Annotated in this window: 19 protein-coding genes, 1 tRNA gene, 1 other RNA gene and 1 pseudogene; 9 read left to right on the top strand and 13 right to left on the bottom strand. The window is 46.4% G+C overall.

From position 1 onward, the window contains the following. Nucleotides 1-22 precede the first annotated feature (22 nt). The 6 genes from BQ5375_RS06285 to BQ5375_RS06260 all read right to left on the bottom strand — a co-directional run bounded on the left by BQ5375_RS06285 (nt 23) and on the right by BQ5375_RS06260 (nt 4,993). Entirely contained in the window at nt 23-646 is a 624-nt protein-coding gene (locus BQ5375_RS06285; protein ID WP_022131697.1) for a hypothetical protein, read from the bottom strand. A 68-nt stretch (nt 647-714) separates the two neighbouring features. Beyond that, nucleotides 715-1,233 carry an anaerobic ribonucleoside-triphosphate reductase activating protein gene (gene nrdG, locus BQ5375_RS06280; protein ID WP_022131698.1) on the bottom strand — a complete coding sequence of 173 codons (519 nt, stop codon included), beginning with the start codon at nt 1,231-1,233 and terminating at the stop codon, nt 715-717. A gap of 2 nt (nt 1,234-1,235) precedes the next feature. Then, on the bottom strand, nt 1,236-1,400 hold the full coding sequence (gene nrdD / locus BQ5375_RS14215) for an anaerobic ribonucleoside-triphosphate reductase (protein WP_022131699.1): 165 nt from the start codon (nt 1,398-1,400) through the stop codon (nt 1,236-1,238). 45 nt (nt 1,401-1,445) lie between these two features. Beyond that, the gene (locus tag BQ5375_RS06270; protein WP_022131700.1) at nt 1,446-3,731 is read right to left on the bottom strand and encodes an anaerobic ribonucleoside triphosphate reductase; all 2,286 of its coding nucleotides are present in this window, start codon (nt 3,729-3,731) and stop codon (nt 1,446-1,448) included. 527 nt (nt 3,732-4,258) lie between these two features. Next, nucleotides 4,259-4,657: a hypothetical protein gene (locus BQ5375_RS06265; RefSeq protein WP_022131701.1), complete on the bottom strand. Its 399-nt coding sequence runs from the start codon at nt 4,655-4,657 to the stop codon at nt 4,259-4,261. A 249-nt stretch (nt 4,658-4,906) separates the two neighbouring features. Next, nucleotides 4,907-4,993, bottom strand: a tRNA-Leu gene (locus BQ5375_RS06260). Between the two features lie 553 nt (nt 4,994-5,546). Here BQ5375_RS06260 and secG point away from each other — a divergent pair. Continuing rightward, nucleotides 5,547-5,792 carry a preprotein translocase subunit SecG gene (gene secG, locus BQ5375_RS06255; RefSeq protein WP_022131702.1) on the top strand — a complete coding sequence of 82 codons (246 nt, stop codon included), beginning with the start codon at nt 5,547-5,549 and terminating at the stop codon, nt 5,790-5,792. A 113-nt stretch (nt 5,793-5,905) separates the two neighbouring features. On the opposite strand, the gene rnpB is transcribed toward secG, so the two are convergent. Next, nucleotides 5,906-6,266: RNase P RNA component class A (gene rnpB, locus BQ5375_RS06250), an RNA gene on the bottom strand. A gap of 173 nt (nt 6,267-6,439) precedes the next feature. Here rnpB and gdhA point away from each other — a divergent pair. Continuing rightward, nucleotides 6,440-7,804 (top strand): NADP-specific glutamate dehydrogenase, encoded by a 1,365-nt coding sequence (gene gdhA / locus BQ5375_RS06245; RefSeq protein ID WP_076917609.1) that lies wholly within the window; start codon nt 6,440-6,442, stop codon nt 7,802-7,804. A gap of 58 nt (nt 7,805-7,862) precedes the next feature. On the opposite strand, the gene BQ5375_RS06240 is transcribed toward gdhA, so the two are convergent. The 3 genes from BQ5375_RS06240 to BQ5375_RS06230 form a co-directional block, all read right to left on the bottom strand. Further along, a complete protein-coding gene (locus BQ5375_RS06240) occupies nt 7,863-8,741 on the bottom strand; it encodes an AraC family transcriptional regulator (RefSeq protein ID WP_022132102.1) in 879 nt (292 codons plus the stop codon). Between the two features lie 85 nt (nt 8,742-8,826). Further along, complete coding sequence (locus tag BQ5375_RS06235; RefSeq protein ID WP_076917608.1) at nt 8,827-11,043, bottom strand: DNA gyrase subunit A; 2,217 nt, start codon at nt 11,041-11,043, stop codon at nt 8,827-8,829. Nucleotides 11,044-11,521: 478 nt separating this feature from the next. Next, complete coding sequence (locus BQ5375_RS06230; protein ID WP_022131825.1) at nt 11,522-13,510, bottom strand: DNA gyrase/topoisomerase IV subunit B; 1,989 nt, start codon at nt 13,508-13,510, stop codon at nt 11,522-11,524. Between the two features lie 269 nt (nt 13,511-13,779). Between BQ5375_RS06230 and BQ5375_RS06225 the strand changes: the two genes are divergently transcribed. Beyond that, nucleotides 13,780-16,839, top strand: coding sequence for a doubled motif LPXTG anchor domain-containing protein (locus BQ5375_RS06225; protein WP_076917607.1), 3,060 nt, complete (start codon nt 13,780-13,782; stop codon nt 16,837-16,839). Nucleotides 16,840-16,957: 118 nt separating this feature from the next. Here the strand turns inward: BQ5375_RS06225 and tnpA are convergent. After that, a pseudogene (gene tnpA, locus BQ5375_RS06220) lies at nt 16,958-17,380 on the bottom strand (IS200/IS605 family transposase). Nucleotides 17,381-18,438: 1,058 nt separating this feature from the next. Here tnpA and BQ5375_RS06210 point away from each other — a divergent pair. Further along, on the top strand, nt 18,439-19,659 hold the full coding sequence (locus BQ5375_RS06210; RefSeq protein WP_002575857.1) for a Mef(A)/Tet(V) family efflux MFS transporter: 1,221 nt from the start codon (nt 18,439-18,441) through the stop codon (nt 19,657-19,659). 80 nt (nt 19,660-19,739) lie between these two features. Here BQ5375_RS06210 and BQ5375_RS06205 read toward each other — a convergent pair whose 3' ends face one another. Continuing rightward, nucleotides 19,740-20,540, bottom strand: coding sequence for a helix-turn-helix domain-containing protein (locus tag BQ5375_RS06205; protein ID WP_002575858.1), 801 nt, complete (start codon nt 20,538-20,540; stop codon nt 19,740-19,742). 78 nt (nt 20,541-20,618) lie between these two features. Further along, nucleotides 20,619-20,882, bottom strand: coding sequence for a hypothetical protein (locus BQ5375_RS06200; protein ID WP_002575859.1), 264 nt, complete (start codon nt 20,880-20,882; stop codon nt 20,619-20,621). A gap of 228 nt (nt 20,883-21,110) precedes the next feature. On the opposite strand from BQ5375_RS06200, the gene BQ5375_RS06195 reads away from it, so the two are divergent. From BQ5375_RS06195 to BQ5375_RS06170, 5 genes are all read left to right on the top strand, one after another. Then, the gene (locus tag BQ5375_RS06195) at nt 21,111-21,524 is read left to right on the top strand and encodes a cysteine-rich VLP domain-containing protein (protein WP_002575860.1); all 414 of its coding nucleotides are present in this window, start codon (nt 21,111-21,113) and stop codon (nt 21,522-21,524) included. Nucleotides 21,525-21,635: 111 nt separating this feature from the next. Then, entirely contained in the window at nt 21,636-22,031 is a 396-nt protein-coding gene (locus BQ5375_RS06190; protein WP_002575861.1) for a replication initiator protein A, read from the top strand. Nucleotides 22,032-22,204: 173 nt separating this feature from the next. Next, complete coding sequence (gene mobV, locus BQ5375_RS06180) at nt 22,205-23,149, top strand: MobV family relaxase (protein ID WP_002575862.1); 945 nt, start codon at nt 22,205-22,207, stop codon at nt 23,147-23,149. Continuing rightward, nucleotides 23,133-23,345, top strand: a complete 213-nt coding sequence (locus tag BQ5375_RS06175) for a hypothetical protein (protein ID WP_002584948.1) — start codon at nt 23,133-23,135, stop codon at nt 23,343-23,345. Before mobV ends, BQ5375_RS06175 begins: the two co-directional genes overlap by 17 nt. A gap of 94 nt (nt 23,346-23,439) precedes the next feature. Then, entirely contained in the window at nt 23,440-24,951 is a 1,512-nt protein-coding gene (locus BQ5375_RS06170; RefSeq protein WP_076917606.1) for a recombinase family protein, read from the top strand. The last annotated feature ends 94 nt before the right edge of the window (nt 24,952-25,045 follow it).

The following is a 25,045-nucleotide window of genomic DNA, read 5'->3' as shown; positions in this document are numbered from 1 at the left end:
CCCTCATAACGAGGGGGATTTTTTATTCTTCCACCATTTTTTCTTCTGCTGCAAACAAAATCATAACAGGCGCTTTCGTCTCAGCATCCTGCTCTGCCAAGCTGTGCGAACAGAAAAACTCAATTCCCTGTTCCTCTGCTTCTTGAGAGAGCTGCTGTGCTCTGTTTAAAAATTCTTGCTGCTGTTGACTTGCTTCCAAAATATCACTTCCCAGCCACAAAAGCAGGCTGCGTTCTTCACAAGGCTCTTCATGGGTAAAGTTTGTAAAACGAATAATGATATCCTCCAATTGACCAAACACATCAAAGCCTTCTTCCAGTGTCTGCTGGGCAAGCATAGCAAACAGGCGCACAACATCCTGTTCGTCGTTCTGTGAGGTCTTTACGAAAGCTGCGTCATATTTCTCCGGCAAAATCTCCGGTGCACTCTGAGCAAACCACAGGAGCATACACGGGCATTCTTCAATCAGGGAATCGATCTCCCCTTCTATTCCAACTGCCAGCAAAATTTCCAGAGACTGGCAAAACTCCTCTACTTCCTCTTTGCTCATTTTAGAATAATCTGCACTCTTAATATTTTCTCCTGTAATCTGGCAATCCTTTCCTTCTCCGTACAGGATACCAACCTGCTTTAACTGATCAATCATCTGTTTTCCTCCTTTTCCCTAATAGCAAGACAGGGACGGCTTTTGCACCATCCCTGTATCTTTTTTCATTATTTGCTTTCTCCAACCCAGCGCTCTGCTGTTTCCAGCACCGCCCGGTGTTCTTTCAGGCTCTGCGGAACATTGATAATTCTCTGGTTTTTGCTTCCGCGAAAACGTGCTTCCAGCGTTCTCTGTTCCATCAAAAATGGTCCGTCCACCAGAATATCAATATTTTCCAAGAGCTTCATCTGTTCCGGCGTACCGTCCAGCAGCTGTTCAAAGGTATAGCCGCTGTATGCCGCAACCTCATAGCCGTTTTCATGCAGCAGTTTTGCAAGTTCTGCATGTTCTGCTGCCTGAGAAAATGGTTCTCCTCCTGAGAGAGTAACCCCACGGATCAGAGGATTTTTCTTTACCATCGACAAAATATCCTGTGGTTCCATTCTGGTGCGCTCACTGAACTCCCAGGTCTCCGGATTCTGGCAGCCTGGACAGTGATGCGGACATCCCTGACAAAATACCGTCAGTCGGATTCCAGGACCATCCACGATACTTTCGCCGACGATTCCCGCTACATTAATGCTCATGATTATTTACAGCCGCAGGACAGGCCATGTTTTACACGGTCATGCTCTTCTGCCTTCTTAGCGTCGTTCCATTTATCCATGGTACCAACCAGATAACCGGTAATACGGCGGATTCTTTCAAAGCTAACATCTTTTCCTACTGTGGACTGTCTCTGCATTGCGGACATAAATCATTTCTCCTTTATCTTTATTTCAATTACTTTTTAATAGGCTTATTCAATACCGCGGAATGTTGGGATATCCGGATACTGTTTGCGAAGCTGTGCCAGCTTTTCTGGGCTGATTGCTTCACCATCGCGTCTGCCGCAGCGTGGGCATACATCGCCGATTACACCGACATAGCCGCAAACCGGGTCACGGTCAACCGGATGGTTGATCGAACCATAACCGATTCCTGCATCGTGCATGCAGCGAACAACCGATTCAAACGCATCTACGTTGTTGGAGGTATCTCCATCCAGCTCAACATAGCTAATATGACCTGCATTGGTCAGTGCATGGTATGGTGCTTCCTTCTGGATCTTCTCAAATGCACTGATGTTGTACCATACCGGAACATGGAAGGAGTTTGTATAATAGTCACGGTCTGTAACACCCGGAATGATTCCGTAGCGTTTTTTATCCATACGGATAAATCTGCCGGACAAGCCCTCTGCCGGTGTTGCAAGTAAAGTAAAGTTCATCTTGGTTTCCTGGCTTCTTCTGTCGCAGTAAGCACGCATGTAACGGACAATCTCCAGACCTTTCTGCTGCATCTCATCGCTTTCGCCGTGGTGATGACCATAAAGAGCGGTCAGGGTTTCTGCAAGACCGATGAAACCAATCGAAAGTGTGCCGTGCTTGAGCACTTCACGAACCTCGTCATTTGGTCCGAGCTTGTCACTGTCGAGCCATACACCCTGTCCCATCAGGAATGGGTAGTTATATACGCGTTTGGATGCCTGAATTTCAAAACGGTCCAGCAGCTGGTTTGCCACCAGATCCAGCATCTCATCCAGCTTCTGATAGAAGACCTTTTCGTCGTGGTTTGCTTCGATTGCCAGACGTGGAAGGTTGATCGAAGTAAAGGACAGGTTTCCTCTGCCATAGCTGATCTCTCTGGATGGGTCATAAACGTTGCCCATAACGCGGGTACGGCATCCCATAGTTGCTACTTCTGTTTCCGGACGTCCTGGTTTATAGTACTGGAGGTTAAATGGAGCATCCAGGAAGATGTAATTCGGGAACAGTCTCTTTGCACTTACTTTGCAGGAGAGTTTGAACAGATCGTAGTTTGGATCGCCCTCGTTGTAGTTAACCCCTTCTTTTACCTTAAATACGTGGATTGGGAAGATACAGGTTTCGCCATGTCCCAGACCTGCGTCAGTTGCAAGCAGGATATTGCGGATAACCATTCTGCCCTCTGGGGTAGTGTCAGTTCCGTAGTTGATCGAGCTGAATGGAGTCTGTGCACCTGCACGGGAATGCATGGTGTTCAGATTATGTACAAAGCCCTCCATTGCCTGATAGGTGTCACGATCCGCTTTGCGGTTTGCTCTGCGGCGAGCTACCTCAACCAGGTGAGCTGCTTTTTCCTGTGGAATGTTGTATTTCTTTGTGATCTGTTCGGATACTGCTGCATCAAATTTTTCTGCATCGGTTTCCAGACGTGGGGACATGCCGGTAGCTTCCTTCACATCTGCAAGGATTTTAGTAACATTATCCTTCTCGTCTTCAGTATCCAGGAAATCTTCCAGACCTTCGGTCAGCTTATTGGTGTAAGCCTTGCGGAAGGTCTTTGCAACGCCCAGAGCCATACCGTAATCAAAGTTTGGAATACTCTGACCACCGTGCTGATCGTTCTGGTTGGACTGAATTGCAATTGCTGCCAACGCTGCATAGCTCTGAATACTCTGTGGCTCACGCAAAAATCCGTGACCGGTAGAGAATCCGCCATCGAACAGATTAACAATATCAATCTGGGTGCAGGTAGTGGTCAGCGAGTAAAAATCAAAGTCGTGGATATGGATATCACCCTCACGATAAGCCTTTGCCTGCTGTGGAGTTAACAGATATGCCTCATTGTATGCTTTTGCACCAGCAGTACCGATCTGGAGCATGCTGCCCATTGCAGTATTGCCGTCGATGTTTGCGTTATCGCGCTTTACATCGCTCTGTCTTGCATCCACCTTGGTGATCTCATCGATGGTTTTCATCAGGCTTGTGTTCGCCTCACGAATACGGGTACGATTTGCACGGTAGAGAATATACTGCTTTGCTACCTCGTCAAATCCCATGCGCATCAGCTCGTGCTCCACAATATCCTGGATCTCTTCAATCTTTGGTGGGGTCTGCTGATAATGTTCATCCAGATGGCGGCTGACCGCTTCTGTCACCGCTGCTGCTCCCTGTGACGCCGTACAGCCGGCTGCTTTCATTGATTTCTCGATCGCTGCAAGAATCTTGCCGCTGTCAAAATCGACGACACGACCGTCTCGTTTGATGACTTTTGTTATCATGCCAATCCCCTTCTCTATCGTAACCTAAAAATTCATTTATCTGCAAATATTAAAGCAAGTATACACTTTGTATTGGCGTTTTCATCAATACTTTGTGTTGCCTTGTCATTTATACCACTATATCTGGGTATTGTCAAGTCAGAGAAAATGGAAGCAAATAAAAGAAAACCTATGATTTTTGACGCTTAATCCCCTCTAGTTCACTTTCCATCTTTTTTTGAGATCCACAAGATTTTGGGAATGGTACAAAAATATCCTGTTTTTGTTGGGGGCTTATGACAAGACTTACAAGAATACTATATTAGTATAGTTTAACTTTTCCACACGACTTTTCACATTTTTTTCGCTTTTCCTCAACAGTCAAAAAATAGCCATTACCCATTGTATAAATTACAAACTCTGGGATTTCTGCAAAATTATTATGGCTATGAAATTTATCCTCTTTCTGACCCTCTTATTATAAAATAGCATTTCACAAAGAAAAGTGTCCGCATAATGCGGACACTTTTCTTCTGCTTCATCCTTATTTATCCCAAAAGTTCATTTGCAAAACGATTGAGCTGTTCACATGGTTCCTGTTTGGTACGGTAACCGACCCCATCAATCACTACAAACGGGTTATACCCCATAATAGAATGTTTTGTTCCATCGGTCATAGTAATAGTAAATATCACACCTTGCCCTGCATAATCGGTATAAGATTGATCCTTTTGATAGGTAACAATTTGGGAAATCAACGTTGCTGCCTGCTGTATTTGTTCTGGTTCCAGTTCGATTGTCACATCCGGCGGTGTCAATGTTACCGTCATGGAGGCAATCTGCTCTGCCTTCAAAGATCGAAATGGGCGCTTTCCCATCATCATAACAGCTGCCAATACCAGCAAAATGATCACGATTACAATAACAGCATATTTCTTGCTCTTCATTCTGCCTCTCCCTTTCATAGAAGTTTTTTAAAAACACAGCCTTCCTACCTTTAAAGTGTAAAACAGAGACCCTTTTTATTGTGGCTTTGAGCAAAAAATTCCGTTCCTATCAATTTTATCATAAAATGAGCAGAGTTGCGATATTGTGTCCAGCTTCAAGCTAGTAAGCTGACCGGAGCTTGAATGGTTCAAGTCCGTTTCTATTTTATACCAAAAAAATGCCAGACCTATTAGGGTCTGGCATTTTTTTGGTGCCGCTGACCGGACTTGAACCGGTACGGATTTTACTCCGAGGGATTTTAAGTCCCTTGTGTCTGCCTATTCCACCACAGCGGCATTTTCCTTATAAAAAGTACTGTAATATGATACAATATTTTCCACAAGAAGTCAAGTCCTATCCCAGATTCTTTCGATCTTCTGTCTGTACATAAAAAAAGAATCCGTTTTCCATTCTTCTCAAAACGTTTCTTAGAGTCAGTGTTCCAACCCTTACAAAACTGTTCTTCCGCTTTTCCCAAAAAGTGCGGGACGAAAGCCGGATGAAGATTGTGGATACCGGATTCTTTTTACCGGTATCCCTTCTTTCGAAACAGGAAAAGGAGTGATAACCGGATTTTTTGTTTCCCCTTTCCGGGATTTATGCCTTCCACCGAAAAGAGGTGTGCCGGCTTTCATCCCGCAAACGCTTTATCTAACAAGGAATGGGTGAAACAATTATAGTTTGTGCTTGTTTTTTTCCTTTATTCATGCAAAAAAATATTTTTTGAGAAGCACAAGCCCTTGAAAAAAAATCCGCCTTGTGCTATCATAATTAAGTTAGGTTATGATGCGGGAGAAGTCTGTTCATTTAGCAGTTTCCGCTGATTTGTTTATCATTAGGAGGTTTCCCATGGGCGTAATTGATATCATCTGTGGTATTGTTCTGATTCTTGCTTCCATTATGATCATCGCTCTTGTTTCCATGCAGGAAAGCAAGAGAGGCATGTCTGCCCTGACCGGCGGCCAGTCTGAAGCGGTTAATCGTAACTATGGCAGAACCAGAGACGCTTTGCTGGTAAAAGGCACAAAGATTCTGACTGTTGTCTTCTTTGCTCTGACCATTCTTGTTTCGATTATCGACAAGTTTACCGCTTAATTTACCACCAAAACTTAACGGCAAAAAACGGACAGGTTTTCCCTGTCCGTTTTTATCTGCACAAAAATAACCCCTCTCCAGTTTTCTCCTGGAAAGGGGTTTTCTTTTTCCTTAAAGTGAGCAAGCACATAAGCCGGGTTCTGTTGTGATGACAATCTATCTAGACCGGCGATTGCTCGACGGTTCAAGCCACATAGACCGCTGACAAAGTCATAAAAGGTGCGACGGGCCGCCGCAGATCTTTTGCAGTCACGGTGTTGCTTCGGATAGGGTTTACATGGCAGTGCAGTCTCCTGCACCCCGGTGAGCTCTTACCTCGCCTTTCCACCCTTACCGGGAATTCCCGGCGGTATCTCTCTGTTGCACTGTCCCTAAAGTCGCCTTCGGCTGCCGTTAGCAGCTATCCTGCCCTGTGAAGCCCGGACTTTCCTCATTCGGAGATCTCTCTCCGCCCGCTGCCATCCTGCTTACTCACCCTAGGATTATAGCCTATTTTGCAAAGATAGTCAATCCTTCAAATTTATACAAATCATTGAAAACTGACTGTTTTGGGTTTATAATAATTCTTGTACTTTTCTGGGATAAAGTGCACAGACACTTTTCTCAGGATATTTTTCAGCTATTCTTTTAGAAAGGAAGCACAAAATATGAGCATCAAAAATCCATATCTTCAAAAAGTTTATCAGCAGGTTTGTCAGCGTGACGCAAACGAACCTGAATTTTTAAATGCGGTGATGGAAGTTCTTTCCACCTTGGAACCGGTCATTGAAAAACATCCGGAATATGAAGCTGCCGGACTGATCGAGCGTCTGGTTGAACCGGAACGTGCCGTACAGTTCCGCGTTGCATGGCAGGACGATCAGGGCAAAACCCAGGTTAACCGTGCATTTCGCGTTCAGTTTAATTCCGCAATCGGTCCATATAAGGGCGGTCTGCGCTTTCATCCAAGCGTAAATCTTTCAATTATCAAATTCCTTGCCTTCGAACAGACCTTCAAAAACAGCCTGACCGGTCTGCCAATGGGCGGCGGCAAGGGCGGCAGCGACTTTGATCCAAAAGGAAAATCTGATGCTGAAATCATGCGCTTCTGCCAAAGCTTCATGACCGAGCTTTCCCGCTACATCGGCGCGGAAACCGACGTTCCAGCTGGAGACATCGGCGTTGGCGGCAGAGAGATCGGCTACCTGTTCGGTCAGTACAAGCGCCTGCAGAACCGCTTCTCCGGCATTCTGACCGGCAAAGGACTTTCCTACGGCGGTTCGCTTGTCCGCACTCAGGCAACCGGCTATGGCCTGCTGTACTTTGTTCAGGAAATGCTTTCGGTTATGGCAAATGACAGCGTAAAGGATAAAGTAACCGTCATTTCCGGTTCGGGCAACGTTGCTATCTATGCTGCCGAAAAGGCACAGGAACTGGGAGCAAAGGTGGTTGCTCTCTCCGACTCCAACGGTTATATCTATGATAAAAACGGCATTGACCTTAACGTTGTAAAACAGATTAAGGAAGTTCGCCGTGGACGCATCCGTGAATATATGGATGCTGTTCCTTCTGCTGAATATCATGAAGGCTGCCGCGGCATCTGGAGCATCCCATGCGAGATTGCACTTCCATGTGCTACTCAGAATGAATTGCTGCTGGAAGACGCTGAGAAGCTTATTGCAAATGGTGTAAAACTGGTTGCTGAAGGTGCAAACATGCCTTGTGCTCTGGATGCAGTTGCAGCTTTCCAGAACTCCGGCGTTCTGTATGCTCCTGGTAAAGCTGCAAACGCAGGCGGCGTTGCTACCAGCGGTCTGGAAATGTGCCAGAATGCAATGAAATATTCCTGGAGCAAAGAAGAAGTCGATCAGAAGCTGCATCAAATTATGGTTGGTATCTTCCACGATGCTTACAATGCTGCCAAAGAATACAACATGGAAAACGAGCAGCATCAGGCAAATCTGCTTGCTGGTGCAAACATTGCTGGTTTTGCCAAAGTTGCTGATGCCATGATGGCACAGGGTATCCTGTAATTTTGATCAAAGAAAAAGACCCGATGATTTGGTAAATACCAAATCATCGGGTCTTTTGTTATTCTTCTCTTTTTCTGACAGGAAGCCATACCTCAAAGACAGAATCCTGCGGATTCGGGGTAAGATACGCCTCGATATCCGGTGCGTCTGCATACTCATATCCGGAAGAAGGAAGCCAATCGGTAAAAATCCTGCGTTCTAAGTCCCGAATCGCTTCCGGCATCCTTCCCTTTCCGGAAAAGACTGCCCAATCCGATTCTGGTACCAGCAGACTCTCCATTGTGTCCGGCAGCACTTCTCCCTGTTTGGACGCAACTCCGATATAATATCTCCACTCATCTTTTATCATGCCGCAAACTCCCAAAAGTCCATTGGGATACCCACCTGATGGAACTAATTTTTGCACAAGACCTGCAATCACTCCGGTGATAGCTGCATCGGTCCACATTTGTGGAATAATCTGTGCGTTTTGTTCCATCGTAGCCCCAACAACACGGCTAATTCCAACAACATAAAAAGGTGGTTTGTGCTCCATGCGATATTCCATCTGTTCTGCCCCCTTAATCGTAATCTGGAAGCGGATTCTGGGATAGGCTTTCAGCTTAACACCCTCTTTTTTTGCCTCGGATGGTGTAACTCCATGAACTGTCTGAAATGCCCGATTAAACGCAGTCGGAGAATCATATCCATAGAAAAGCGCAGTATCAAGTACCTTTTCTCCAGCTCTGAGATGCCCTGCTGCCAGAGTCATCCTGCGCCGGCGCAGATATTCAGACAAGGTCATTCCTGCAAGATAGGAAAAGATGCGCTGATAATGATATGCCGAACACCGTGCGATTTTTGCTGCTTCCCCCGCAATCTGTTCCAGCTGCATATTTCCTTCCAGCTGCTCCTCGATATAATCAAGAGAGCAATTTAATTCCAAAAGCCATTCCATCCCAATTTCCTCCCTGTCATCAATATAACAGATCCGGAAAGAAAAATCCTCTCTTTTTCCGATCAGATTTTAGCAGATAGTTTATCTACATCTGCGCCATTTTCAAAAAATCGCCTCGAGATGGCAGATCTTTTGCCAGATAGCGGTGTTCATCCTCGAACATTCCCTGCTCATACATCACCGCTTCGGATACTGTGGAACCTTTTGTCAGCTTCATTACCTGAATACCCTGCTGCTCCTTGGTCGCCTTTGCCTGCATCAATCCGGTCGGCAGAATAAGCATTCTGCCATTGCTTGCAGTAATCAGAACATTGGTATCCTCACGGATACATAAAACAGCACTCAGCGGCTCCTTCATGCTGTAAGCATTGAGCAGTTTCTTTCGGTTTGTCTTGGTTTCATAGGAATTGAGGTTTACCTTTGCCACCTTACCATTCTGGAAGAAGAACAGCATATAGCCGGCAAAATCAGAGGTAACCGCCATGTAAACTGCATTTTCCCCTTCGTCCATTCCAAGTTTTGCCGGAACAAAATCGCCCAGAACACTTGCCTTGGTGTCCTCAAAGTCGCAGGCTCTTGCTTTATAGACCTGACCTTTATCGGTGAAGAACAGAAGGTTATCGGTGTTGTTTCCTTCCACATGCTGCATCACGCGGTCTCCCTCTTTGAGGTACTGCTCACTGGACATGCGGTAGGACTGCGGTGTAATTTTCTTGAAGTAACCCTCTTTGGTAAAGAACAGGTTGACCGGATAATTTTCGATGGTTTCCTCTTCTGTAAAGGTCTTAACCTCTTCGTGCATCAAAAGCAGAGTCTTTCTTGGCTGGGCATAATTTTTGATCACATTTTTAAGCTCAGTAATCATGATCTTGCTGATCTTTTTCTGCTCATCCAGGATAGACTGCATCTGCTCAATTTCATCGGCAAGAGAGTCAACCTCTTCGGTCCGTTTGAGAATATATTCCTTATTAATATGTCGAAGCTTGATCTCCGCTACATATTCTGCCTGTACCTCATCAATTCCAAAGGCAATCATGAGGTTTGGAACAACCTCTTCTTCCGATTCCGTTTCGCGGATGATGCGGATTGCCTTGTCGATATCAAGCAAAATCTTCTGCAAGCCCTGAAGCAGATGGAGCTTTTCCTTTTTCTTGTTAAGGTCAAAATAAACTCTTCTGCGGACACACATCCTGCGGAAAGCAATCCATTCTTCCAAAAGTTCCCGCACGCCCAATACCTTTGGCGTTCCGCCAATCAGGACATTGAAGTTACAGGAAAAGCTGTCTTCCAATGGGGTGAAGCGGTAGAGCTTCTGCATCACTGCATCCGGATCTGCGCCGCGCTTAAGGTCAATCGCAAGTTTCAAGCCGGAAAGGTCGGTTTCATCACGCATATCCGAAATTTCTCGAATCTTGTTTGCCTTGATCAGATCGACCACCTTATCGATAATTGCTTCGGTGGTGGTGGTTGGTGGAATTTCGGTGATCTCGATGCAGTTGCAGCTCTTATCACAACGATAACGTGCCCTGACCTTAAAAGAACCGCGTCCGGTCCGGTAGATCTTGTCCATCTCTGCCGGATTGTAGATAATCTGTCCGCCGCCTGGAAAATCCGGTGCAGTCAGCGTCAGGGAAAGTTCATGGTTTGGATTCTTAATCAGCTCGATGGTGGTGCTGCACACCTCTTCGAGGTTAAATGGACAGATAGAGCTTGCCATACCTACCGCGATGCCGGTGTTTGCGTTGACCAGCACCGATGGAAAGGTCACCGGCAGCAAGGTCGGTTCCTTGAGCTTGTTGTCGTAGTTATCCACAAAATCTACCGTGTCCTTGTCAATATCCCGAAACAACTCCTGACAGATTGGGTCCAGCTTTACTTCGGTGTATCGGGAAGCTGCAAACGCCATATCACGAGAATATGCCTTACCGAAGTTACCCTTGGAATCGACATAAGGGTGCAGAAGTGCTTCGTTTCCGCGGGAAAGACGCACCAGTGTTTCATAGATTGCCATATCTCCATGCGGATTTAATTTCATGGTGGAACCGACAACGTTTGCTGATTTGGTTCTTGCACCGCTCAGTAGTCCCATCTTATACATGGTGTACAAGAGTTTTCGATGGGATGGCTTAAAGCCGTCAATTTCCGGAATTGCCCTAGACACGATGACGCTCATCGCATAGGGCATATAGTTTTTTTCCAGTGTACTGGTAATTTTCTGGTCAATTACCTCTCCGGCATGTTCAATATATGCCTTTGCATCCGATGGATGGGAGGAACGTTCTGTTTGTTTTTTTCGTGCCATAATTTTTTCCTTCTCTGATGATAGCATTGATTGTAGGGGGTGTCGCTCCGAAGGTAAACCAAAGTTTTTGGTTGAGCTTTTTTCAAAAAGCTCATGGGGGTACGGGGGCAACGCCCCTGTAACAAATAAGAAAAAATATTTAAAACGATAGGGGCAGCAAAGCTGTTTCGATGCTGGGGTACGTTAGTACCAGGCTAAGCTGGCTTAGCCTAATTGAGAACGCAGATTCAGTAAAACAGAAGCAAGTTTCTGCTTCCGAAAACTTCCCACTGGGAACTTTTCGGGGATAGATTGTACAATTCGGTAATTTATGGCCCCCTTTTGCAAGTGAAAAGGGGGCCATACCCCCGAAAATGCGCTTTCACGGATAAAGTATTTCGCACTCTACGGAGTGCGACTAAAGGCTCTGCCTTTAGAATCCGCCACCTTTTGTAAAAGGTGGACGAAAACGTCTATTTTTTGTTCTAACGCAGTTTCATCACGATAAATCCAATTCGTCCAGATACTGTGCTCCATTCTCAGCGATATACGACTTTCTGCCCTCCAGATTGTCACCCAGCAAAAGAGAGAACATCGCTTCGGTCGCCTCGGCATCCTCTGGAGAAACCTTGATCAGCCTTCTGGTCTTCGGGTTCATGGTGGTCAACCACATCATGTCCGGTTCGTTCTCACCAAGTCCTTTGGAGCGCTGTACATCCACCTTCTGCCCTTCCAGCTTGCTGAGAATTTCTGCCTTTTCCGCATCGGAATAAGCAAAATAGGTCTTGTCCTTATGACGGATTTCAAACAGCGGTGACTCCGCGATATAGACATACCCTTTTTCGATCAGGGTTGGTGTCAAACGGTAAAGCATGGTCAAAATCAAGGTTCTAATCTGGAAACCGTCCACATCGGCATCGGTACAGATAACAACCTTGTTCCAGCGCAGTCCGTCCAAATGGAAGGTGGAAAGTTCCTTGTTTGCTTTGGAAGTGACCTCAACACCGCAGCCAAGCACCTTGATAATATCGGTAATAATTTCATTTTTGAAAATCTTGTCAAAATCTGCTTTCAGACAGTTGAGGATCTTACCTCTGACCGGAATAATCGCCTGAAACTGTGCGTCACGTCCCAGCTTACATGCACCCAGCGCCGAGTCACCCTCTACAATGTAGATTTCGCGTTCATTGACATCCTTGGAACGACAGTCTACAAACTTTTCGACACGGTTTGCAAGGTCGATCGAACCCGCCAGCTTCTTTTTGAGGTTAAGTCTTGTCTTCTCCGCATTTTCACGGCTTCGTTTATTAATCAGAACCTGTTCTGCAATCTTGACTGCTTCGTCCGGATTCTCGATAAAGTAAACTTCCAGCTGACGTTTGAGGAAATCGTTCATTGCCTCATAGATAAACTTGTTGGTGATTGCCTTTTTGGTCTGGTTTTCATAGGAAGTCTGGGTGGAAAAAGAGGAAGAAACCAAAATCAGACAGTCCTCCACATCCTGGAAGGTAATCTTGCTCTCATTTTTCAGATATTTCCCGTTCTGTTTTAAATAGCCGTCAATCTTGGAAACAAATGCCTGCTTGACTGCCTTTTCCGGCGAGCCACCGTATTCGAGGTGAGAGGAGTTGTGGTAATATTCCAAAAACTTCACCCGGTTGGAAAAACAGAACGCAACCGAAAGTTTTACCTTATATTCGTCCTTATCCTCACGGTCGCGGCCTCTCTGCTCAGTTTCCCAGTATTGAATAGTCGTCAGACTCTGTTCTCCTGCAATTTCTCCAACATAGTCGGTAATTCCGTTTTCGTAGAAGAAGGTTTCTTCTGCAAAGCTGCCGTCCTCCTGCTCAATTCTGAGCAGGAACTGCAAACCTTTATTGACAACTGCCTGTTTTTTGAGGACATCTCGAAAATATTCAACCGGTATATTAATATCGGTAAATACTTCCAGGTCTGGTTTCCAGCGTTGGCGGCTTCCCGTCTGCTTTTTGTTAGTTTCTTCCTTTTTTAATCCTCCGATATTTTCTCCCTTTTCAAAATGCAGATTATAACGGTAACCATCCCGATAAATCTCGGCATCAAAATATTCGGAAGAGTACTGGGTCGCGCAGGAACCAAGTCCATTGAGTCCCAGTGAAAACTCATAGCTTTCGCCCTGATTGGTGTTGTATTTTCCACCGGCGTACAGTTCACAGAAAACCAGCTCCCAGTTATACCGTTCCTCTTTTGGGTTATAGTCAACTGGTATACCGCGTCCAAAGTCCTGCACTTCGATGGAATGGTCGCGGTAGGTAGTAACAATGATTCGGTTGCCGAAGCCTTCTCTTGCCTCATCAATCGAGTTTGAGAGAATCTCAAAAACAGAATGTTCGCATCCCTCCAGTCCGTCAGAACCGAAGATGACACCCGGACGCTTTCTGACACGGTCCGCACCTTTGAGTGAGGAAATGCTTTCATTTCCATATCCTTGATTTTTCTTTGCTGCCATAATAGCCTCCTCATTCTGATGTCTGTGGGGCTTGCCCCAGCCACAATTATCTTTATCATAACACATTTTGCTTTTGATTGACAACTGAAAAAAGTAGTTCCCTGTTTTATCTGGTTTTATTTGATGCAAAATATACAATTTATTTTGTTGTTTACGATTTATTTATAAATTTTATGAGCTTTTCTTTACTTTTTTTGCTTTTTGTGATACTCTTGATTTGAAATTATATTTTTATAATTTCATACCAGTATAAAAAAGGAGAATTAAAAATGAAGAACAAGCTCATGCGTTCCGTGACTGCAATGGTCGTTGCAGTTACAGTGCTGATTAGTTCTCAGGGTGTTGTAACCTCCTTTGCTGATGGTGGAGATTATTCGGACATGTCCGAATCTTCATCTGTACAGATGAACGAGGTAGGCAACAACGGAACCGATCAATCGACTGAAGATGGTGCTGCTCAGTGTAATTGTGGAGCTACTGATGGCGAGGCTCATAAGGAAAGCTGTCCTCTTTATGTAAAACCAGATGGCGACAACACTGATGGCAACAACATCGAAGATGATGCTGCTCAGTGTACCTGCGGTGCTAAAGAGGGTGAACCTCATCAAGAAAACTGCCCTCTTTATGTAAAACCAGATGATGGCAACACCAATGATGGCGACACCGATAATAGTGCTGGTGAAGATGCAGATATCAAATCTGTTGTAGATGCTATCAATGCTCTGCCTGCAGCAGGAACAATCACCGAGGAAACTGACCTTGTATCACTGAAAGATCAGGTTAATGCTGCTCGCGCTGCATATGATGCACTGTCTGCAGAAGAAAAGGCTGCATTTGAGACTACTGTTCTGGAGAAACTGACTGCGCTGGAAGCTAAAATTTCTGAGCTGGAATCCGGTGAGCAGGAAACTGAATCTTCTGAAGCAGTACAGAATGTCATCGAGAAAATCGATGCTGCGGTTGAACAGATCGACTACACAACAGAAACTATTACTGCAACCGATGGAACAACTGTCACTAAAACACACATTACCATGCTCAAGGACCTCGACCCCGCAAACAATGCAGAGCTCAAAGCTCTCATCGACAAGGAAGCAGCTCATGAGCAGGATGAAAATCAGCCAGCTCTGACAGACGAAGAAGCTGCTAAACTCTCTGAGGCACGCAAAGCATTTGAAGATGCCAAAGCAAAATACCTGAGCGAAGGTTTCTCCAACGCACAGCTTGCTGCAAGACAGGCATACGATGCACTTGCTACTGAGGAAGAAAAAGCACAGGTAACAAACTACAGCCTGCTCGAAGCTATGGAAGAAAACATCGCTTACATCATGCAGGCAGTTAACACTTTGCCGGAAACTCCTGAAAATACTATTACACCTACAACTGAAAATCCTAATTCTTTATTCACTGAATTCGATGAAGTTTACATTCAAGGTGGTAACTACAATAATAAATTTTCTATCAATGTTCCTTCTGGTAAAACCCTGATTGTCGATGGTGAAGTTACAGGTTTAACAGGTCTTTCCCTAAAAAATGCTACATTAAAGGGAACCAACAAAGCTAATGACCAAATTATCCTCACAGGTCTTACTTCTGAAGTAACTTTTGAGAATGGTGTTACTCTCGAAAATGTTACCCTTGATATCACTGGTGCTGTTCATAACTATTTGTTAAATTGGAAATCCGGTAACGTGACAGTCGATAATTCTTATCTTTCTGCCAGCAATAATACCAAAGGATGCGGTCTGTATGCTGGTGGTGGTACAGCAGGTTCTGTCTTCTATGCTAATAAGAGCGAAGTTCACTTCAACAACAATGTACAGGGAGATGGCGGCTCCGGAATCTGGGCTAACTCAGATGGTAACCAAAATGCTGTCTTTGAGTTTGAACACAGTACACTGACTATGAATAACAACGGTCTGAACGGCTTTTTGGGTCAGCCTGCATCATTGCTCGGGGGAACTGCTCCAACGCCAACATTTACTTTTACCAACACCAATGTAGAAGCTAAAGGTAATGGCAGCCCAGCCGATGGTGGTAATGGTGATGGTTTCAGCTATGGCTATATCACGCTGAAAAATACTGATAATGGACATTACACTTTCGATGTAAGCGGTAATGATCAAAACGGTCTGGACGGCGGTCGAGGAAACAATGCGGCACTGGACGCTCAGGGCTACCATATCATTGCTAATAATAATGGAAAGATTGGTATCAACATTTCCAAACTCAATGAAGAAAAAACAGAGTCCTCCATTATAGACTGTATTGTTGATGCAAACGGAAATGGTTCTTATGGATTACAGATTAAACAGCCTTGCAGCATAACTGATTCTCAGGTCACAGCAAATGGAAATGGAGCAGATGGAATTAGATTCTTTTCATCCAGCGGAAATCTGTCCATCAATAATTCTTCTGTAACCACTGACAGCAATACTGGAAATGGACTGTACTTCTCTGGTAAAGAACTCACAACTTCCGGAGAAAAAGCTACTATAATTGCTAATGAAAATACAAAGAGTGGTCTGTATTTCTCTGGAACATCCTTTACAACCTTCGAGAATACTATTATTAATCTGAACAGCAACCAAAACAGCGGTCTGTATGTATATAGAGGTACTGCTGATTTATCTGGTGCAGATGTAACTATTAAGGAAAACTTCACTAAGTTTACTTCTAAATATAGTACAGATGGAAATGGTGGTGGTATCCGCAATCAAGGTACTCTGACCCTTCCTAACGGTGCAAAGGTTTATAACAACCATGCTGAAACATCCGGCGATGATATCTACAATGCTAACGGCGCGACCATCACAAACCTTCCTTCAGTTGGAACTGACTGGATTTTGGATGATTGTAATGACTTGATTGACGGCTGGTATGATGACTCCGCTAAAGTAGATGGTGAGCCAAACACAGGACGTTGGGAAATGCATGACGAAACACAACGTCATATTCTCCCATTTACAGAATCCACAATTAGCGAAGTAACCGCATTGAAAGCAGCACACGGTATTCCAACTCCACCGGTTGACCCTGAAGACCCAACTCCAACCCCAGACCCAGATCCAACCCCACGTCCGAGTGGCGGTGGTGACGAAGATGATGATACCCCAACCATCATCAACGAAACACCGGTTCCAACCACAACAATCGAGGATGAAGATGTCCCAATGGCTGATCTGCCGGAAGATACCGTCACCATCGATGATGAGGAGGTTCCTCTCAAGGATATCCCGAATACCGGCGATATGATTCCAGTTCCTGCAATGGTTGCAGCTGTAATCTCTATTGGTGGTATTGCTCTTCTGATGAAGAAACATAAATAATCTTCAGTCATGACCACCCCTAAGAGGGGTGGCATGACGAGCGGCCTATAAGACCGTGATAAAAGCCAGCGCCTAAATGACGCTGGCTTTCACTTCGTTCAAGTCTCTGGTGGTATGATTACTTGCTACCCTTGAAAGGGTCTACATACTCCTTCTTGCTTAAACTATCTTCTATTTGATCTTGCTTTTCTTGCTCTCGGATATATTTTTGTATTGTCGCAGTATTGATTCCTACTGTACTTACATAATATCCTGTTGCCCAGAAGTTTCTATTCCTAAACTTGTATTTTAGGTTTGCATGCCTTTCAAATATCATCATCGCACTTTTCCCTTTGAGGTATCCCATGAATTGGGATACACTGTATTTGGGCGGTATACTTACCAGAATATGTACATGATCCGGCATCATATGCCCTTCTATAATTTCTACTCCTTTCCACTTTCATAAATCTTTTATGATTTGCTGGATATCTTTTCTCAATTCTTTATAGATTATTTTCCGACGGTACTTTGGTGTAAAAACGATGTGATACTTGCATATCCATTTAGGTCAGTTTACAAGGAACTACACGCAGACCGTGAAACGGGCTGCTGACAACAAACGGCGCTATGCTCCCGGCTGGGTGCATAGCACCTGTTTGTTGCGGGGGTTTCCAAAGGGGGCAGCGCCCCATTTGGCACACGACTTTGCGGAGCAAAGTGTAGTGTGTTATACGCTCTGTCGGCGTTGCCCTGAAAATACCGTTGCCGCCGGGGAGGGCAAGGGCATTTGACGCGGCAGGAAAGCAGGGCTTTGTTTGGGGCTGGTAAGCCGGAAACAAAGGGCTGATTTCAGCAGCAGACAGGGCGTATTATGAAAGCCCCCGTCCCTCGTCCTCCGCCCCCGGCCTATGGGACAAAAAGTCCCAAAGCTCTGGACACCGTGACCAGATGTGTGGCCACACTCCGGGAAAAGTAGCAGGACGGCAGGAAACCGTCAAGGCTGAAATGAATGGGCTGACGCCCGGCCTTGACCGTTCCCCGCCGCCCCGCTGGATGGGTGGACAAGGTGGCCAATCCCTAAAAGTGTTTGGCCGCACTCGTTCATTTTGGGGCCTTTCTTCTCCCAAAATTGAAATGGGCGGGAAAGCCCTAAAATGGCTTTCCCGCCTTGATTACCCATTAGCAAAGACGGGCGAGACTGTCAACGGCGGCGCTGAAAGCGCCGTTCATCTTGACCGTTGACTGGCTCGCCTGGCTTTGCTACTGCCCGTAAGAGATGGAAAAACAAGATGGAAAACAAGGTTAAAAATGGTTGACAAGTCTATCGGATGTGTGTTATACTGTGCGACAGTTTGAGATTGGAAGGAGGCTTACGTGTGTTAATTTGTGTACGCTAATAAGCAATAAAAAGTAGAAGTACCTTTCCACATGATGGTGGGCTTTTTTTGCGTGCGTATGCAAAGGAACACGTAGGTTTGACACGAGCAGTCTTTGAACTGTATCGTGGTGTTTTTTCGTGCTTTGTTGTTATGCAGGCGTCTGCCCTCTCTGTGGGACAACGCCTGCTTTTTATTGCAGAAACAAAGGAACAATGCAATAAAAAAGGAGGTTCGCATTATGACCCAAAACAACAATTCATGGAGAAAAACTTATTTTACACTTCTTGCCGGACAAGCAATATCCTTTATTAGCAGCGGTATTTTGCAAATGGCCATTATCTTTTATTTGGTTGCGAAAACTAATTCTGCAATCATATTGACGGCGGCAACACTGATTGGATTTTTGCCGCAAGCCTGTTTAGGCCCGTTTGCAGGTGCTTTTGTTGACCGGCACAGCCGTAAAAGCGTAATGATTGGTGCGGATTTGATAATTGCCGCCGCTGGCGGTATTCTGGCGCTGGTGGCGTTTTACATGGAATTGCCCGTATGGTCTATTATGGTTGTCCTGTTAATCCGAAGTGCGGGAACTGCTTTTCATTCTCCAGCATTCAGCGCAGCAACACCTATGATTGTGCCAAAAGAGGAACTTACAAAATGCGCTGGTTACACGCAGACCATGCAAGCAGTAAGTGCGATTATCAGTCCAGCTGCCGCAGCGTTTTTATATGCTGTTTGGCCTCTTAATGCAATTATATTGTTAGATATTGTGGGTGCAATCCTTGCCTGTGTGACTGTTGCGATTTCGTCCATACCAACGCCTGAACTATGTCCAGAAACGAAAAGACAACAGTTTTTACAGGATATGAAAGAGGGGTATGTGGTATTAAAGCAAAACAGGGGCCTCTTTGCTCTGCTCTGGATTGGTGTAATTTATATGTTCTTTTATATGCCAATCAGTACGCTTTTTCCTCTCATCTGTATGTCATACTTCAAAGGAACACCGGCCCATGCCTCTGCCGCTGAAATTGCTTTTGCGGTTGGTATGCTGCTTGGCGGAGTCATTCTGAGCATTTGGGGCGGTTTTAAGAAACGGCGGTACACCATCGGTCTTTCCGTTCTCCTGATGGGCGTTAGCAATATGCTCTCCGGGCTTTTGCCGCCAGACGCATTTCTTGTCTTTGTTGTGTGCTGTACTGTTATGGGAATTTCCGCTCCATTTTACGGTGTGCAAGATGCGATTTTTCAAGAAACGGTCAAACCAGAATATCTGGGGAGAGTTTTTTCTCTACTGACAAGCGCCGCTTCCCTCGCCATGCCGTTTGGCCTTGTCATTTCCGGGCCTCTGGCGGAGCGGCTGGGAGTTGAGAAATGGTTTGTCATTTGCGGAATTGGCATTATCATCGTTGCGCTTGCCGTATTTTTACTACCCGGTTTGAGAGAGATTGACAATACGCAATAATCAACTGCACCTTTTTCTATTACTAAACAAAATGCCTGGATGGTGGTTCTGAAAAACCAGAACCGCCGTTCAGGCATTTTTTATCTTCGTCCTCTCTGCGGTTTTGGATTCTTCAGCAAGTCGGATTTTTCCGCAATCTTTTTCAGCCACTTCCGTTCTTCTACTGACAGCTTCCTAAAATTCAGCTTGAGCCGTTTGCAGATAAACGCCAAGTACGCTTGTTCCGTGTCGCTGTCCTGGCTGACGATTTCACCAGCAGTTTCCAGCATTTCTTTTAGCGGGTTATCCTCTGGGACGCTGAAAAAATCGTCCTTGTGTGTTTCCCGCAGAGCAAGGGCAATCCCGTTTATGTCCCGTTGTATCACATAGCGGCAAAACTCGTCCTCATCAATATGGGCGGTGATAAGCTGTCTTAACTGCGTATCACTCATGCCAGGATTATGCTTTTTTATAACAGTTGCGCTCATCGTGTCCACTATGGCGTTTGCACCCTGCGCCTGTTTCAGTGCCGTTCCGTTCACATAGATTTCAAGGTCAGCCATCAGCCGGGGGAAATCCGGGTGCGCCGCCAGCTCACACAGCAGGGTATTGTCTATCCTCCCGCTTTTCAGCAGGTCAATCATTTCATCACTCAAACGCAGGTCTGCAAGATCGGCGTTTGGGTGATTTTTCATTTCAGACAGCCCCAGCAGATAATCAGCGGTCACACCGTAAAACTTCGCCAGCCGGATAAGGGCATAGTGGCTGATGTCCTTGAAGTCTTCCGTTTCGTAACTGCCCAGCGCAGACTTGGAAAGCCCGGTCTGCTCCGCAAGCTGCCCCAGCGTCAAGCCACGCTCCACACGTAGGTCTTTTAATCGCTCTTGTATGGATAAAGACATATTCACCCTCCTTGCTAGCTCAACGAAAGAGAAGCCGTTATGCTATGTACTATGCTCATAGCATAACGGCATAGGCATTTACAGTTTTATTTTACCATTTGCTACATCTTCACGAAATTTATCAACAAGCTTCGCTGTCAGCTTGGATTTACCGTAGTGTTCAAGTACAAAAGTACGATAACTTTTTCCATCTACAAGCACATCACTTTTTCTGGTCAACAACCAATTTCCGTTACCTCCTCCCTGTTCTCTAATATTCCAGTCTTTCCCATATCTTTTATAGATTTCATCTTTTTTACCTTGAACAGACATTGATTCGCTTGGAATATAAACAATTTGCATAATAGCTCCTCCTTTATTTTGTGCAAGAAGACCAGAAACCTGAATTTGTCTTTTATCTTTTTTTGATTATATCACAAATCCGAGAGCGTGGAAATAGGGAGTTTTTCAGGCTGATTTCCTACCTCTTGGATATACGGCACAGGCGGTCAAAAAGGTGTAGACTTGGGATAGTTCATCGATGGACAAGCACCTTGGAAACAGAACACGCCAAAGAAAACGGAGGGACGCATGAGCAAAAGACCCTATCAACACCTGCCGCCGCTGGAACACAGGCCGGACGGCTCCCCCTACCGCATAACCCCGCCCCAGAAGAGACGAGCCAGCGGCCTGATACGCCGGGAGTGCTGCAACTGCGAGGACGGAAACTGCCTTGCGCTGGACGATGGCGACACCTGCGCCTGTCCGCAGATGATTTCGTTCTCCGTCTGCTGCAAGTGGTTCCGCTGGGCGGTCTTGCCGCTGGACAGGACGCTGGAAGCGGAGATTTACCGGGACAGGGACTTGAAACGCTGTGCGGAGTGCGGCGGTGTGTTCGTCCCGAAGTCCAACCGGGGCAAATACTGCCCGGACTGCGCCGCCAGAGTTCACAGGCGGCAGAAAACAGAAAGTGAACGGAAAAGGAGGTCTGCTGTGGACAGTTAAGAGCGGGAAAAGCCTTGATTTGCAAGGCTCCGCAAGCCCTCAACCGGGGCGGCTGGTATCATTTATCATTCGCCCCGGAAAACGGGCCTCTAACCGTCCACAAAACACGCTATGACAAACACGATTTATATTCACCAGCCGGAAAAGGCGTTCAGTTTCACCCGGCTCCCCAATTTCCTTTTTGAAGCACCCACATTCCAGCCCTTGAGCAACGAAGCGAAGGTGCTGTATGCCTTTGTCCTGCGCCGGGCGGAGTTGTCCCGGAAGAACGGCTGGGCGGACGAGTACGGGCGGGTCTACCTGTACTACCCCATCTGCGAGGTGGTCGCTTTGCTCCGCTGCGGGCGGCAGAAAGCGGTCAACACCCTGCGGGAGTTGCAGTATGCGGGGCTGGTGGAAATCCAGAAACAGGGCTGTGGAAAACCCAACCGCATTTACCCGAAATCCTATGAAGCGGTTCCAAACACCGACTTCAAGAAATCCGGTTATGGTACGCCGGAGGGCTGAAAACCGTACTTGGCGAGTACGAAAATCAATCCTCTTGAAGTACGGAAATCTGACGGTATATAGAAATACAGAGATTAAAACCATCTATTTACATTCATTCCATTCCAATCCTATCAGAGATATTTTCGGCGGGAAAACCCGCCGGAAAGGAATGGAATGGGGAAAGGAGTTCAATGGCACAACACGCAATTTTGCGATTTGAGAAGCACAAGGGCCACCCGGCGGGGCCGCTGGAAGCCCACCATGAACGGAAAAAGGAGCAGTACGCCAGCAACCCGGACATTGACACCAGCCGGAGCAAGTACAATTTCCACATCGTCAAGCCGGATGGCCGCTACTACCATTTCATTCAGAGCCGCATCGAGCAGGCCAGATGCCGCACCCGCAAGGACAGCACTCGGTTTGTGGACACGCTGATTACCGCCAGCCCGGAGTTTTTCAAGGGCAAGTCCCCAAAGGAGATAGCGGCCTACTTCCAGAGGGCGGCGGACTTCCTCATTGACCGGGTGGGCCGGGAGAACATCGTTTCGGCTATGGTACACATGGATGAAAAAACGCCCCATCTGCACTTGGTCTTTGTGCCGCTGACAAAGGACAACCGCCTGTGCGCCAAAGAAATTATCGGCAACCGGGCCAATCTGACGAAGTGGCAGGACGATTTTCACGCCTGTATGGTGGAGCAGTACCCCGACCTGGAGCGTGGGGAAAGCGCCAGCAAGACGGGCCGGAAGCATATCCCCACCCGGCTGTTCAAACAGGCGGTCAACCTCTCCAAACAGGCGAGGGCCATTGAAGCGGTTCTCTCCGGCATTACCCCGCTGAACGCCGGAAAGAAGAAAGAGGAAGCCCTCTCCATGCTGAAAAAGTGGTTTCCGCAGATGGAGAACTTCTCCGGGCAACTGAAAAAATACAAGGTCACAATCAATGACTTGTTAGCGGAAAATGAAAAGCTGGAAGTCAGGGCAAAGGCCAGCGAAAAAGGCAAGATGAATGACACGATGGAACGGGCGAAGTTAAAAAGCGAACTGGACGATATGCGGCGGCTGGTTGACCGTATCCCGCCGGAGATTTTAGCGGAACTGAAACGGCAACAGCGGCAGCATGGAAAGGAAAGGTGATCTTATAAGTAATATCAGATACAAAAAGGAAATCGAAATCGTGACTTTTCAGGGAAAGGAAATCACACTGGAAAATCTCTCCCCGGTGTTCACGCCGGAACAGGAAGCAGCCAAACGCCGGGAACTGGAACAGCAGCTTTATGAGGTGTTCCGCAAGTACGCCGACAAGCGGGAGAGTGAGGAAGCCGGGACATAAGGTTTTCCAAACCCATCATTGATTTGCGGGGCTGCTGGCGGTATAATAGAACTGTCAGCAGCTCCGTTTCTTTTTTAAGAAAAGGAGCGACAATATGAACAATCGGATAGACGCAATCTATGCAAGACAATCGGTAGACAAAAAGGACAGCATTTCCATTGAAAGCCAGATTGAATTTTGCAAATACGAGTTGAAAGGCGGTAACTGCAAGGAATACACAGACAAAGGGTACAGCGGCAAGAACACAGACCGTCCGAAGTTTCAAGAACTGGTGCGGGACATCAAGCGGGGCTTGATTGCAAAGGTCGTGGTTTACAAGCTCGACCGTATCAGCCGTTCCATTCTGGACTTTGCCAACATGATGGAGCTGTTCCAGCAGTACAATGTGGAGTTTGTGTCCTCTACGGAAAAGTTTGATACCTCCATGCCGATGGGACGGGCCATGCTGAATATCTGTATCGTGTTCGCCCAGCTTGAACGGGAAACGATACAGAAGCGGGTAACGGACGCTTACTACTCCCGCAGTCAGCGGGGCTTTAAGATGGGCGGGAAAGCCCCTTACGGCTTCCATACGGAGCCTATCAAGATGGACGGTATCAACACAAAGAAGCTGGTGGTAAACCCGGAGGAAGCGGCCAATATCCGGCTGATGTTTGAGATGTACGCCCAGCCCACAACTTCCTACGGGGACATTACCCGGTACTTTGCCGAACAGGGGATTTTGTTCCATGGCAAAGAGCTGATACGCCCCACGCTGGCGCAGATGTTACGCAATCCTGTCTATGTGCAGGCAGACCTTGATGTGTACGAATTTTTCAAAAGTCAAGGTACAGTCATTGTCAATGACGTTGCCGATTTTACGGGCATGAACGGCTGCTATCTGTATCAAGGGCGAGATGTAAAGGCCAGCAAGAAAAACGACTTAAAAGACCAAATGCTGGTACTGGCTCCCCATGAGGGTATCGTCCCCTCCGACACCTGGCTGACCTGCCGCAAGAAGCTGATGAACAACATGAAAATCCAGTCTGCCCGGAAAGCCACCCACACATGGCTGGCAGGAAAAATCAAGTGCGGGAATTGCGGGTATGCTCTTATGAGTATCTACAATCCCTCCGGCAAACAGTATCTCCGCTGCACGAAACGGCTGGACAATAAAAGCTGTCCTGGCTGTGGGAAAATCATCACTTCGGAACTGGAAGCGGTTGTTTATCAGCAGATGGTAAAGAAGCTGGCAAGCTACAAGACGCTGACAGGAAAAAAGAAAGCGGCAAAGGCAAACCCGAAAATCACCGCCCTGCAAGTGGAACTTGCCCATGTAGACAGCGAGATTGAAAAGCTGGTGGACAGTCTGACGGGGGCAAACAATGTCCTGTTCTCCTATGTGAATGTGAAGATAGCGGAACTGGACGGGCGCAAGCAGGAACTTCTGGCAAGGATAGCGGAGTTGACTGTGGAGGCCATCAGCCCGGAACAGGTCAGCCAGATTTCCGGCTACCTCGATACCTGGGAGAATGTATCTTTTGATGACAAGCGGCGTGTGGTGGATTTGATGATCACCACCATAGCCGCCACAAGCGACAGCTTGAACATCACATGGAAAATCTGACTGGCGGCACCCCTCCCGTCAGATACCTACCCTGTGTAGTCCCTTGTAAACTGTACTTTGGTATGTGCTAAACTATTTGCCATAAGAAACATCC

Source organism: Negativibacillus massiliensis, assembly GCF_900148495.1.
GTDB lineage: Bacteria > Bacillota > Clostridia > Oscillospirales > Ruminococcaceae > Negativibacillus > Negativibacillus massiliensis.
The sequence above is the reverse complement of the archived record's forward strand: the minus strand, read 5'-3'. Positions and strand labels throughout refer to the sequence as shown.